This is a genomic window from Stackebrandtia nassauensis DSM 44728 (assembly GCF_000024545.1).
In the GTDB taxonomy this organism is placed as follows: domain Bacteria; phylum Actinomycetota; class Actinomycetes; order Mycobacteriales; family Micromonosporaceae; genus Stackebrandtia; species Stackebrandtia nassauensis.
On sequence record NC_013947.1, the window covers coordinates 4,274,229 to 4,287,299 of the forward strand.

General features: G+C 68.7%; 9 protein-coding genes and 1 pseudogene. 1 reads left to right on the forward strand and 9 read right to left on the reverse strand.

Annotated features, from left to right (window positions below; translation table 11 throughout):
* Positions 1-157 precede the first annotated feature (157 nt).
* From ftsZ to SNAS_RS19805, 9 genes and pseudogenes are all read right to left on the reverse strand, one after another.
* Positions 158-1,100 (reverse strand): annotated as a pseudogene (ftsZ, locus tag SNAS_RS19765) (cell division protein FtsZ); the annotation flags it as partial.
* 130 nt (positions 1,101-1,230) lie between these two features.
* Entirely contained in the window at positions 1,231-1,935 is a 705-nt protein-coding gene (locus SNAS_RS19770; RefSeq protein WP_013019232.1) for a cell division protein FtsQ/DivIB, read from the reverse strand.
* A gap of 2 nt (positions 1,936-1,937) precedes the next feature.
* Positions 1,938-3,359, reverse strand: coding sequence for a UDP-N-acetylmuramate--L-alanine ligase (gene murC, locus SNAS_RS19775; RefSeq protein WP_013019233.1), 1,422 nt, complete (start codon positions 3,357-3,359; stop codon positions 1,938-1,940).
* Positions 3,356-4,474 (reverse strand): UDP-N-acetylglucosamine--N-acetylmuramyl-(pentapeptide) pyrophosphoryl-undecaprenol N-acetylglucosamine transferase, encoded by a 1,119-nt coding sequence (locus SNAS_RS19780; RefSeq protein ID WP_013019234.1) that lies wholly within the window; start codon positions 4,472-4,474, stop codon positions 3,356-3,358. The genes murC and SNAS_RS19780 overlap by 4 nt, the downstream gene beginning before the upstream one ends.
* Positions 4,471-5,754 carry a putative lipid II flippase FtsW gene (gene ftsW / locus SNAS_RS19785; RefSeq protein WP_013019235.1) on the reverse strand — a complete coding sequence of 428 codons (1,284 nt, stop codon included), beginning with the start codon at positions 5,752-5,754 and terminating at the stop codon, positions 4,471-4,473. The genes SNAS_RS19780 and ftsW overlap by 4 nt, the downstream gene beginning before the upstream one ends.
* The gene (gene murD / locus SNAS_RS19790; RefSeq protein WP_013019236.1) at positions 5,754-7,118 is read right to left on the reverse strand and encodes a UDP-N-acetylmuramoyl-L-alanine--D-glutamate ligase; all 1,365 of its coding nucleotides are present in this window, start codon (positions 7,116-7,118) and stop codon (positions 5,754-5,756) included. The genes ftsW and murD overlap by 1 nt, the downstream gene beginning before the upstream one ends.
* 6 nt (positions 7,119-7,124) lie before the next feature.
* Positions 7,125-8,222 (reverse strand): phospho-N-acetylmuramoyl-pentapeptide-transferase, encoded by a 1,098-nt coding sequence (gene mraY / locus SNAS_RS19795; protein WP_013019237.1) that lies wholly within the window; start codon positions 8,220-8,222, stop codon positions 7,125-7,127.
* Positions 8,219-9,610 (reverse strand): UDP-N-acetylmuramoyl-tripeptide--D-alanyl-D-alanine ligase, encoded by a 1,392-nt coding sequence (locus SNAS_RS19800; protein ID WP_013019238.1) that lies wholly within the window; start codon positions 9,608-9,610, stop codon positions 8,219-8,221. Before SNAS_RS19800 ends, mraY begins: the two co-directional genes overlap by 4 nt.
* A 15-nt stretch (positions 9,611-9,625) precedes the next feature.
* Positions 9,626-11,113, reverse strand: a complete 1,488-nt coding sequence (locus SNAS_RS19805; RefSeq protein ID WP_013019239.1) for a UDP-N-acetylmuramoyl-L-alanyl-D-glutamate--2,6-diaminopimelate ligase — start codon at positions 11,111-11,113, stop codon at positions 9,626-9,628.
* 410 nt (positions 11,114-11,523) lie between these two features.
* Here SNAS_RS19805 and SNAS_RS34230 point away from each other — a divergent pair, with 410 nt between their 5' ends.
* Positions 11,524-13,020, forward strand: coding sequence for an AfsR/SARP family transcriptional regulator (locus tag SNAS_RS34230; protein WP_244409170.1), 1,497 nt, complete (start codon positions 11,524-11,526; stop codon positions 13,018-13,020).
* Positions 13,021-13,071: the final 51 nt, after the last annotated feature.

The window sequence follows — 13,071 nt, forward strand, 5'->3', positions numbered from 1 at the left end:
AATTCGGGAACGTCCACGTCGTCGAAAAGCACCTTTCCGCTCGATGACGATCCGGTCGACGTGGTCGGTTTCGGGTCCGCGATCACCGTACGCTCCGGTTCCGGCTCCGGTTGCTTGTGGATCTTGATCGGCTCGGGGAACGAGAACTCCTCGCCGTCGTTGTCGAAACCGGCGGCGATGACGGTCACCCGGGCCTCGTCACCCAGGGCGTCGTCGATGACGGCTCCGAAGATGATGTTGGCGTCGGCGTGCGCGCAGTCGCTGACGAGTTCGGCGGCGTCGTTGATCTCGAACAGTCCCAGGTCGGAGCCGCCCGCGATGGACAGCAGCACTCCCCGGGCACCCTCCATGCTCTGTTCGAGCAGTGGCGAGGCGATCGCGGCCTTGGCGGCCTCGACGGCCCGTTCGTCGCCACGGGCGCTGCCGATGCCCATCAGGGCCGAACCGGCACCGCTCATGACGCTCTTGACGTCGGCGAAGTCCAGATTGATCAGACCCGGGGTCGTGATCAGGTCGGTGATGCCCTGGACACCCGACAGCAGCACCTGGTCGGCGAGCCGGAACGCGTCCATCATGGTGATTCCGCGGTCACCGGTGGCCAGCAGCCGGTCGTTGGGGATCACGATGAGCGTGTCGCACTCGTTGCGCAGGTCCTCTATGCCCTCGACGGCCTGCGTCTGACGGCGCTTGCCCTCGAAGGTGAACGGTCTGGTGACCACTCCGATGGTCAGCGCGCCCAGCTTGCGGGCGATGTTGGCGATGACCGGCGCGCCACCGGTTCCGGTGCCACCCCCCTCACCGCAGGTGACGAACACCATGTCGGCGCCCTTGAGCACCTCTTCGATCTCGTCACGGTGGTCTTCGGCGGCCTTGGCCCCGACCTCGGGATTGGCCCCCGCGCCAAGCCCGCGGGTCAGTTCCCGGCCGACGTCCAGTTTGACATCGGCATCGCTCATCAAGAGCGCCTGCGCGTCGGTGTTGATCGCGATGAACTCCACACCCTTGAGTCCAGCCTCGATCATGCGGTTGACGGCGTTGACACCGCCGCCGCCGACACCAACGACCTTGATGACTGCCAGGTAGTTGTGCGGTGGTGTCATGAGCTCCCCTGTCCTTTCCTCTTAAGTCCGCAAGGTATGGCCTCCGGACTGCACCACTTCGGAGGTCTTCCGGCGTGTCGCCGATCTTCATGATCAACCACACCGCACCACACGGGTACACCGCTTCAACTTAGCTCACCGTTGGTACGTCCGGTGCGCTGACGTCGAGATGTTTCTCGGTTCGCTTGAGCAAAGACGTCGCGACTTCGGCCTTGCGGTCCGATCGTGAAGAGTCTCCCCAAAAGACGGTACGGGACCCCTTGAGCTTCAGTTCGATCCGGGACTGGGTCGGCGCCTCGACGCTGACCAGCAGCTTCTCCAGTTCGGGTGACAGTTTCGGCAACACCGACAAAACCGCCTGCGTGGCGGCGTCGTCACGGGCCGGATCGGACACAGTGGTCTTCACCGTGCCGCTGGGCTGCTTCGACACCGTTCGAAAGGCCACACCGGCCTCGTCCACCAAGATGAATTTTCTGTCCTTCGGTACCGCCAGCCTGGGCTTGCGTTCCTTGATGGTGATGACGATGCCGTGCGGCCAGTCCCGGCTGACCGTCGCGGTGCGCACCGCCGGGACCTTGGACACCCGCCGCGCCACCTCGTCGGTGTCCACGGCGGCGATGGCGGTGCCCTCGGCCACCCCGGCCGCCTTCGTCACCTGTTCGTGGTCGGTGAAACTCGCGCCACGCACCACAACGGACTCCACGGCGAAGGCGCCGGTCCCGTAGACGATCCACAGACTCGCCCCCGCAAGGACGGCGGCACCGGCCACGGCCGTGACCAGCAGGCGGGCCTTGCGGCCGAGGCCGCGCTTTCGTCCCGGGCGCTTGTTCACCATGACTACTCGGTCGACTCCGGTGGCAGCAGTTCCCGCAGGATGTCGGCGGGCATCAGCGAGATCGGCGGGGCGCCCATGGTCACGACCGTGTCGCCCTCGCGGGCCCATTCGCGCACCGCGCCGGGAACATCGCTCCACTGCGGAACGAAGCGCTTGGCCTGCGGCGGCAACGGAATCGCCTCCACCAGCGGACGGCCGCCGTCGTCGTCGGCCAGTTCCTCACCGGGACCGAAGACCTCCATGACGACGGCCAGATCGGCCAGCGCCAACGCTTCGGCGATCTCGGTGCGCAGGTCGCGGGTGCGGTAGACCCGGTAGGGCTGGAACACCACGATCAGGCGACCCGGCTCGGCGATGGTCTTCAATGTGGACAGCGCCGCGTTCATGGCGGTCGGGTGGTAGGCGTACTCGTCGTAGACGCGCACGCCGGCGACGGTGCCGGTCAGTTCGAAGCGGCGACGCACCCCGGTGAACGCGGCCAGGCCGGTGCGCAGTTCCTCGACGTCGACGTCCAGCAGCAGTCCGGCCAACAGCGCGGCGGCGCTGTTGAGGGCCAGGTGGCGGCCGGGGACGGTGACGAAGAACGAGCCGAGGTCGCGGCCCCGGTAGCTGGCGGTGTAGCGGGCACCGGAGGCGTCGATGGTGATCTCGCCGATCCGCAGGTCGGCCTCGGCGTCGGTGCCGTAGCTGACGACGGTGCGGCCCTCGGCGGCCAGCCGTTTGCCGACGGCGGCGGCGCGTTCGTCGTCGGCGCACACGATGATGCTGCCGCTGGGGTCGGTGCCGCGCAGGAACTCGGCGAAGCCCTCGACGAGTTCCTCGATGGTGCCGTAGGTGTTGAGGTGGTCGACGTCGATGTTGGTGAGAATGGACACGAACGGCCGGTACCGCAGGAACGACCGGTCGGACTCGTCGGCCTCGGTGACGAACAGCTCGCCGCTGCCGTGGGCGCCGCTGCGGCCGTCGGCCGCCGACTCGCCGCCGTTGACGAAGGACGGGTTGAGCCCGGCGGCGGCCAGCATGTCGGTGATCATGCCGGTCGTGGTGGTCTTGCCGTGGGTGCCCGAGACCACGATGGACTTCTTGCCGGTCATGGCGGCGGCCAGTGCCTCGGAGCGGTGGTAGACCCGGATGCCGCGGCGGCGGGCCTCGGCGATCTCGAGGTGGTCGTCGGGGTGGACGGTGGAACGCACCAGCGTGTCTATACCGTCCAGGTTGGAGGCACGGTGTTCGCGGTGAACGGTGACGCCCAGGCGTTCCAGCTCCGCCAGCGACGGCCATTCGTGCAGTTCGCTGCCCGAGACCGACAGGCCCCGGGTGGCGTACAGCCGGGCCAGGCCGCTCATGCCGACACCGCCGACGCCCATGAACAGGACGTGGCCGAGGTCCTCGGCAGTAATGCCCTCGTCGATGGGTGACTTCACTTCCCGGCCTCCGCCACGGCCTCGATGGTCAGGCGGCGCAGTGCCTCGTCGCCGTCGCGGCGGCCGAAGGCCAGCGCGGCGGCGCCCATGTCGGTCAGCCGGGCCGGGTCGCGCAGCAACGGGATCAGCTCACGCTCGATCCACTGTGGCGAGATGTCGGCGTCGTCGCAGAACAGCCCGCCACCGGCGGCGACCACCGGACCGGCGTTCTTGTACTGCTCCCGGTTACCCCACGGCAGCGGGACGTACACGGCGGGCAGTCCGACGGCCGCGACCTCGGCACAGGTCATGGCGCCGCCCCGGCACAGGACCAGGTCGGCGGCGGCGTAGCCCAGTTCCATCTCGTTGAGGAACGGCATCGTGATGTATTTGGCGGGCAGGTTGGCCGGTACCTCGACCGGTTCGTCGCGGCGGGCGCCGATGACGTGCAGGACCTGGGCCCCGGAACCGGTGAGCGAGGCGGCGGCCCCGGCCACGGCCTGGTTGATGGAGTTGGCGCCCTGCGAGGCGCCGAACACGAACAGCGTGGTGCGGTCGGGGTCGAGTCCGAGTTTGGCGCGGGCCTCGGCCTTGCGGGCGGCGCGGTCCAGCTGCGAGATGCCGGTGCGCAGCGGCACGCCGGTCACGGTGCCGTCCTTGAGGCCCGGGACCTGCTGCGGCAGGTGCGGGAAGCCGACGGCGAGCTTGTGGTCGAAGCGCATGCCCAGCCGGTTGGCGACGCCGATCGGGTCGTTGAACTCGAAGATCACCATCGGGGTCTTGCGGCGCCACGCGCCCAGGTAGGCCGGAACCGAGACGTAGCCGCCGAAACCGACGACGGCCTGGGCGTCGACCTCGTCCATGATGCCGCGGGTCACCTTGGTGGCGCGCATCATCCGCGGGCCGGTCTTGATGAGGTCGAGGTTGACCTTGCGGGGCAGCTGGTGGGCCGGGACCATGCGCAGGTCGTAACCGGCGGCCGGGACGAGGTCCTTCTCCAGCCCCTTCTCGGTGCCCAGACAGGTGATCCGCACGTCGGGTTCGTGTCGCCGTAGACAGTCGGCGAAGGCCAGCAGTGGGTATACGTGGCCACCGGTACCGCCACCGGCGAGTACCACCGAACGCAGCTGAGTCAATTCCTGTCACTCCTTGTCGTAGCGGGCCGCTCGCGGGGTCGGGGCGGCATGGGCGCCCACAGCAGACTGGCCAGTCGCTTCGAGCCGCGGGCGCGCAACGCGCGGGCGGCATCGGGTTCGGCGCGCGCGAATGAGGCCAGCATGCCGATGGCTGCGAGCACGACGACGAGCGCGGTTCCGCCGTCGGAGATCAACGGTAGCGGTAGCCCCGTGATGGGCATCAGGCCCACCACGCCGCCGATGTTGATGATCGCCTGTACCGAGATCCACACCGACAGTCCGGCCGCGACCAGTCGGCGGAACGGATCGGCGACGCGCCCGGCGATCCGGAAACCGGAGTAGGCCAGCACCATGAACAGCACCAGCACGACCGTGCAGCCGACGACGCCCAGTTCCTCGGCGATGAGGGCGAAGATGAAGTCGTTGTGGCCGTTGGGAAGCCATTCCCATTTCTGGCGGCTCTCCCCCAGTCCGACGCCGAACCAGCCGCCGTCGCCGATGGCGAAGTAACCCTGGATGGCCTGGTAGCCCCAGTCGTCGGCGTAGTTCTCGGGGCTGCCGAAGGAGACGATGCGTTCCATGCGGTAGCTGGCGACCATGGTCAGGGTGAGCGCGCCGACGGCGGCGACGCCGAGCATCGCGGCGAACACCCGCAGCCGCACCCCGGCCGTCCACAGCAGACCGAAGAACATGGCGACCAGGCACAGCATGCTGCCCAGGTCGTTGTAGCCGACCAGCAGGAACACCAGGGCCGCGACCGGGAACAGCGGCACGGCCAACTCCCGCCACAGGCCGATCTTGGCGCCGGTCTTGACCAGGACGCCGGCGGCGTACAGCAGGAACGCGAACTTCATGATCTCGGCGGGCTGGAACTGGATCTGGCCGACGCCGATCCACAGGCCGTCGGTGCGCAGCGCGCCGCTTCCGGCGGCGGGGAACAGCAGCAGCACGCCCAGAAGCAGGCAGGCGATGATGATGAGCGGTTTGCCGAGTTTGCGGTAGGTGCGCACCGGCAGTCGCTGCGCGATCCAGAACGCGACCAGACCGACGACGGCCCACAGGCTCTGCCGCACGATGGCGGCGAAGGCGTTGCCCTCCTCCTCGTAGGCCTTGACCATGGTCGCGGAGAACACCATGACCAGACCGATGAGCAGCAGCATCCCGGCCGAGGCCAGCAGCAGGTAGTACGAGGCCAGCGGCCGGTCGAGCAGGCCGCGCAGCGCGGACAGGATCGGCAGGTCCGCGAACGGGACCCGTCGTCGCTGCGTGCTGGCCGTCATCAGCTCACCGGTCCGGGGCCATCGTCCAGTTCGGCCACCGCCGCCGCGAACCGGCGCCCCCGGTCGGGGTAGCCGGTGAACATGTCGTAGGAGGCTCCGGCCGGCGACAGCAGCACCGTGTCGCCGGGACGCGCCATCGCCGCGGCGGCGGTGACGGCGTCGGTCATGGCCTCGGGGTCGGTGCGGTCGATCGTGACGACCGGGACGTCGGGCGCGTGCTTGGCCAGCAGCCCGGCCAGGATCGCGCGGTCGACGCCCAGCAACACGGCTCCCCGCAGTCGCGGAGCCGCCCGTTCCACCAGGGTCTCCACGTCCACCCCCTTCAACTGTCCACCGGCGATCCAGACTATCGGGTCGTATGCCTCGATCGCGGCAGCCGTCGCGTGTGGATTCGTGCCTTTGCTGTCGTCGACGTATCGGACGCCGCCGACGGTGGCGATCTCGACGTTGCGGTGGGGTTCGGGGACATAGGACGCGAATCCGGCGGCCACGGCTTCGGCCGGTACGCCGAAGGCGCGGGCGACGGCGGTCGCGGCCAGCGCGTTGGCGACATTGTGGATGCCGGTGGGGCGGATCGCGGCGACGTCGCACAGTGCGACGGGGGCCGTACCGGTGTTGTCGACGAGTTTGCCGTCGCGGACACCGAACTGGCCCGGCGAGGGTTCGCCGAGGGTGAAGGTGATCGGGGTGTCGCCGGGTGCGTCCTTCAGCAGTGCCGACACCCGGGGGTCGTCGGCGTTGCCGATGTGGACGTCGCCGCGCCAGATCGCGGTCTTGGCGTGGGAGTAGGCGTCGAAGTCGCCGTGCCAGGACAGGTGGTCGTCGGCGAGGTTGAGCAGCGCGCCCACCCGGGGGCTCAGCTGTTTCGACCAGTGCAGTTGCTGGCTGGACAACTCCACGGCCAGGACGTCGTAGTCGGCGGTGACGGCGTCGACCAGCGGGGTACCGATGTTGCCGAGCGCCGCGGTCTTGAGCCCGGCTGCGGTCAGTATGGACGCCAGCATCGTCACGGCGGTGGTCTTGCCGTTGGTGCCGGTGATCGCCAGCCACGGTGCCGCGTCGGCGGGCCGCAGCCGCCAGGCCAGTTCGGGTTCACTGTAGACCTCGAGGCCCGCGTCCTGGGCGGCCAGCACCAGCGGGTGGTGCGGCGGGATGCCCGGCGACACGACGACCTCGTCGACGCGGGCCAGGGCCTCGCGCGGCGGGTCCTCGCCGGACACGGTGTCGGTGACCAGCGGCGCCAGCGCCGCCAGGCCGTCGGATTCGACGCGGTCGTAGACGATGACCTCGTGGCCGCGCGCGGCCAGTGCCCTGGCGGCGCCCGCACCGGCGATGCCGGTGCCGACGACTAGATAATGTCCCACCTCGCGTCAGCCCACCACTTTGAGGAAGTCGGCGTAGAACAGGCCCAGGCCGATGGCCACGCCGATACCGGCGATGATCCAGAACCGGACCACGATGTTGACCTCGCTCCAGCCCGCCAGTTCGAAGTGGTGTTGCAGCGGCGCCATCCGGAAGACCCGGCGGCCGGTCATCTTGAACGAGGTGATCTGGATGATCACCGAGAAGGTGATGATGACGAACAGCGCGCCCAGGATCGGCAGCAGCATGATGGTCTTGGTGGCCAGCGCCAGGCCGCCGATCAGGCCGCCCAGGCCCAGGGCGCCGGTGTCGCCCATGAAGATCTGCGCTGGAGACGTGTTCCACCACAGGAACCCGAAACAGGCCCCGGCGGCGGCCCCGGCGATGAGCGCGATCTCCAGTGGGTCGCGCACGTCGTAGCAGTAGTCGGTGAGCTTCTCCGGGCCCAGGCACCAGTGCCGGTACTGCCAGAACGCGATCATGACGTAGGCCGACAGCGCCATGATGGACGCGCCGGTGGCCAGGCCGTCGAGGCCGTCGGTGAGGTTGACGCCGTTGGAGGTGGCCATCACGACCAGCACGAACATGATGACCGCGCCGATCTTGGACAGTTGCAGCCAGTCGATGTCGCGTACGAACGACAGCCGGTCGCTGGCGACGGTCTTGCCGATGGAGCCGGTGTAGTACAGGGCCAGCCATCCGAAACCGGCGGCGACCACGATCTGGCCGATGAGTTTGCCGCGTTTGTTGAGGCCGCCGGAGTTCTTACGGCGCACCTTGAGGAAGTCGTCGATGAAACCGACGAGACCCAGGCACACGAACAGTCCCAACAGGACGATACCGGTGGCGGTGAAGCCCTGCGGCCGTTCGTATCCCTCGGGCATCACCATCAGGACGCCGTGTCCGGCCACGTAGGCGATGACGGTGGCCACGATGAAGACCACCCCGCCCATGGTGGGCGTGCCCTTCTTGCCCAGGTGGGTCTGGGGGCCGTCGGTGCGGATGGGCTGGTCGGCCTTGAGCCGCCGGAAACCCTTGACCGCCAACGGGGTGAAGAACAGGGATATCGCGAAGGCCACGAACGCCGCGACAATGACGGACCTCACGCCTTGGCCTCCTTTGTCGAGTTGCGGGTTTCTCGAAGATAGTCGGCGACCTTCCAGGTCCGGTAACGCGATCCCTTGACGAGGACCACGTCGCCGACATCCAGCAGTTCGTCCAGTTTGGCTATCGCCTCGGCCTGGTCGTCGACCCCGTAGGCGATGGACCCGGCCAGACCGGCGCCTTCGGCGATCGCCGCGGCCACCTCCTCGACGGAGATGACGATGTCGATGTCGTTGCGGGCGGCCAGTTCGCCGACCTGGAGGTGCGCGGCCTCGGTCTCGTCGCCCAGTTCGGCCATGTAGCCCAGGACCGCGATCTTGCGGGATTCCTTGCCCAGGTCGGCCAGCGCGTTGATGGCGGCGGCCATCGACGACGGGTTGGCGTTGTAGGAGTCGTCGATGACGGTGGTGCCGTCGGCGCGGGTGAACACGTCCATGCGCCGGGGCGACAGCGACAGCGGGCCGCTGACGACCGAGGCGATGGCCTCGGCGGCCATGCCCAGTTCGACGGCGACCGCGGCGGCGGCCAGGGTGTTGGACACGTGGTGGGCGCCGTACAGCTTCAGCGCCACCGGCGCCGAGCCGTTCGGGGTGTGCAGGGTGAAGCGAGGCTGCCCGGCCTCGCTGACCACGTCGGTGGCGCGGATGTCGGCGGACTCGGCCTCGCCGAATGTGACCACCCGGGCGCGGGCGCGGTCGCGCATCGCGGCGACCCGGGCGTCGTCGGCGTTGAGGATGACGACACCGCCGGGGGCGACCGCTTCGGCCAGTTCGCCCTTGGCGCGGGCGATGCCGTCCACGGTGCCGAACTCCCCCATGTGGGCGGTGCCGACGTTGATGACGACGGCGATGCCGGGCGGGGCGATGCCGCACAGGTAGTCGATGTGCCCGATGCCGCGGGCGCTGTACTCCAGGACCAGGTAGCGGGTGGTCTCGTCGACCTTCAGCACCGTGTAGGGCAGCCCGATCTCGTTGTTGAGGGTGCCCTCGGGGGCGACGGTCGGTCCCAGCGCCCGGCACAGTTCGGCCATGACGTCCTTGGTGGAGGTCTTGCCGGCGGAGCCGGTGACGCCGATGATCTTCAGCTCCGGCAGCCGGTCGACCACGGCGCGGGCCAGTTTCCCGAAGGCCAGCTGCACGTCGTCGACGAGGATCGACGGGGCGTCGACCTCGCGGGACACCAGGGCCGCCACGGCGCCGTCGGCCACCGCGGCGGCGGCGAAGTCGTGGCCGTCGGCGTGTTCACCGGTGAAGGCGACGAACAGGCTGCCGGGTTCGATCTTGCGGGAGTCGTGCTCCACCGGACCGGTGACCCGGGTTTCGGGATTGGCGGTGTCGGACAGGCGGCCACCGACGGCCTCGGCGATCTCGGCCAGGGACATCGCGATCACGAGTAACGGGCTCCTTTACGGGCGGGCGGCGGACAGGGCGTCGGCGAGGACACGCCGGTCGTCGAAGGGCAGGACCCGGTCGGCGAGTTCCTGGCCCGATTCATGGCCTTTTCCAAGCAGCGCGATGGTATCGCCTGGCTTCGCGCGGGCTACGGCCTCATCGATGGCGGTGGCGCGGTCGGCCACTTCCAGGTGCGGCCGGTCGCCGACTCCGGCCAGGACCCCGGCGCGTACCGCCGCCGGGTCCTCGGTGCGCGGGTTGTCGTCGGTGACGATGACCAGGTCGGCGGCGCGGGCCGCGGCGTCGCCCATCAGGGTGCGTTTGGACGGGTCGCGGTCGCCGCCGGCGCCGATGACGGCGATGAGGGAGCCGGAGGTGATGGGGCGCAGGGCTTCCAGCACCGCGGTGATCGCGTCGGGTTTGTGGGCGTAGTCGACGACGCCGTGCACCGGGTTGTCCTCGGAGACCAGTTCCATCCGGCCCGGGACCCCGGCGCAGTCGGCGACCCCGGCGATGGCGGTCTCGACCGGGACGCCCACGGCGGTCAGGCAGCCGTAGGCCAGCAGCGCGTTGGCGATGTTGTGGCGGCCGGGCAGCCGCACCGAGCCGTGGTGGCGGCCGTGCGGGCTGGTGACCTCGAAGGACTGGTCGAAGCCGGAACCGGTGATGGAGTCCACCGACCAGGTGGCGTTGGCGTCGACGAGCGAGTAGGTGACGGTGTCGGGTGTGACCAGGCGTTTGGCCCAGGCGTCGTCGGCGTTGACGACCTCGACGCGGCAGCGGCCGTCGAACAGTTTCGCCTTGGCGGCGAAGTATTCGTCCACTGTGGGGTGGAAGTCGAGGTGGTCGAGGCCGAACATGGTGAAGCCGCCCACGGCGAAGGAGATGCCCTCGGCGCGGTGCAGGGTCAGCGCGTGGCTGGAGACCTCCATGACGATGTCGGTGACGCCCTGTTCCAGGGCGTAGGCGAACAGCGCCTGCAGTTCGGTGGCCTCGGGGGTGGTGCGTTCGGAGACGATGGTCTCGGCGCCGATGCGGGTCTCGACGGTGCCGATCAGGCCGGTGACGCGTCCGGCGGCCTTGAGTCCGGCCTCGACGAGGTAGGCGGTGGAGGTCTTGCCGCTGGTGCCGGTGATGCCGATGACCGACAGCCGTTTCGTGGGTTCGCCGTACACGGCCGAGGACACGACCCCGGCGGCGGCGCGCGGGTCGGGGTGGTGCAGCGCGGGCAGGCCGTGTTCGACGGCGGCCTCGACCCCCCAGGAGTCGGACAGCACCGCCACGGCGCCGCGTTCGACGGCCTCGGCGAGGAACTCGGCGCCGTGTCGTCGGGCACCGGGCACCGCCACGTACAGGTCACCGGGGCGTACCCGTGCCGAGGCCAGACTGACGCCGGTCACCTCGACCCGGCCCGGCTCGGCGTCGACCGGGACCGACAGCAGCCGCGCCAGGGCGGCCAGCGGTATCGGTGTCACGGTCTCGGGGCGCGGGAATCCAAGCACTCGGCGACATTACCCCGCCGGTGTGGTGGCCACACGGGTGTGGCACACACAAGCGGCGCCCGAACTTGCGCGAACCCTGGTCGGGCGGAGGTGGAATCCGTGAGAATGGCCTTTGCCACGGGACGCAAATAATGTCGCGATATGCGAGGTATACGCGGAAAACATAACCTACGCATTCGTAGGTTAGAGATTATTTTCGAAAGCTTTCATGTTCCAGGTCTTGCCACCAACATTCATAGCTGTATATAAATGCTCTACAAGCCCGAAAAACCCCCGACAACTGAGAAGAGGAACCCACAATGCCCGAGTTCGAATTTGGTCTTTTAGGAGCCCTAACGGCGCGGGTGAACGGCCATGACGCACCCTTGGGAGGCCTCAAGCCCCGCCGGATGCTCGCCACCTTCCTGTTGATGCCCGGTGAACAGCTGCCACTGGACCGGTTCATCGACGTGGTGTGGGGTGCCCAGCCCCCCAAATCGGCGAGCGCGAACCTTTATTCCTATGTGACCGTCCTGCGGCGTGCGCTGCACGGACGACTGAACCGGCTGCGTAGCGGGTATGTGCTGCACGTCAAACCGGGCGAGCTCGACGTCCAGGTCTTCACCGACCTGCTCGTGGAGGCCCGCAGCGAGGCCGCCGCCGGCCACGTCGCCGATTCGCTGGGTGCCTATGACCGTGCGTTGAAATTGTGGCGTGGTGAGCCGCTGGCCGATATCAAAGGGCCACCGCCATGGATTCCATATATCCAAAAGTTGATAGACACACGCCTTGACGCTCTTGAGGAACGTGCCGCTCTTTATGTTCATAACGGACAGCAGAATGAGGCGGTCGCGGAACTTCGTGGTCTGATCGCGGAACATCCGCTCCGAGAAAGTCTATGGCGGCAGTTGATGACCGCATTGGCCAGTGCCGGGCAGCGTGCCGAAGCCATCGACACGTACGGGCGATTGCGCTCGACACTCGCCGACGAACTGGGCATCGAACCCAGCGAGGAGTCACAGCAGGTACATCGCAAACTACTCGGCGCACCCACAGCCCGATCCCGGCATACGGACGTGCGCACCGCCGAGTTGAAACGCCGGTGCACCGACATGGAGGCCATGGTCCGCGCGGCCGCGGCCACCCTGCCGGTCAGCGCGATGTCCATGACCACCCCGGGACAGACCGACGCCGACATACCGGCGCCGGACAACCCGGGGGCCTGGCTCGAGGACAACGTGGACGACATCCTGGCGCTGGTGCGTCAGGCCGCCACGGCGGGTCTGGCGTCCTCGGCGTGGCGGCTGAGCGCGGCCATGCTGCCGTTCCTGGATTTCCGGATGCGGCTCGAGGACTGGCGGCGGTGCGTGCGGATCGCGCTGGTCGCGGCCCGCAAGTGCGGTGACACCGAGGGCGAGGCCACGATGTTGCGCAGTCTCGGTCAGTGGCACATCTACCACGACCACTTCGAGGCGGCCGAGGAGTGCTTCAACGTGGCCCGGGTGCTGACCCGGGCGCTGGGCAACGAACGCGAGACCGCCCTGGCGGTCTACGGACTGGGCGCCGTGGCCCGGTTCACCGGGCGCACGCCCGAGGCGGCCTCGTTGTTCCGCGACTCCGCCAACGCCCTGCACTCCATTGGAGACGCCTACGGTGAGAGCTACGCCCGCTGGGCGCTGGCCGGGGCCTTCATCGAGCTGGGCAACATCGACGGCGCCGAGGAGCAGCTCAACACCGCGCTGAAGTCGGCGCGTTCGGTCGGCGACCGGCACCGCGAAGGCCATGTGCTGGAGCGGTTCGCGGCGGTCTACCGGGCCCGCGGCAACGATTCCGAGGCGATCTCCTGTCTGGAGGACGCGCTGGAGATTTTCACTGAACTGGGCGACGTGCCCTGTACGACCGGGGTCAAGGAGGCCCTGGCGGTGTGAGGCGCCAGCCTGGACGGCTCTGGCTGCTAGGCTGGCGCGCGACGCTGCGGA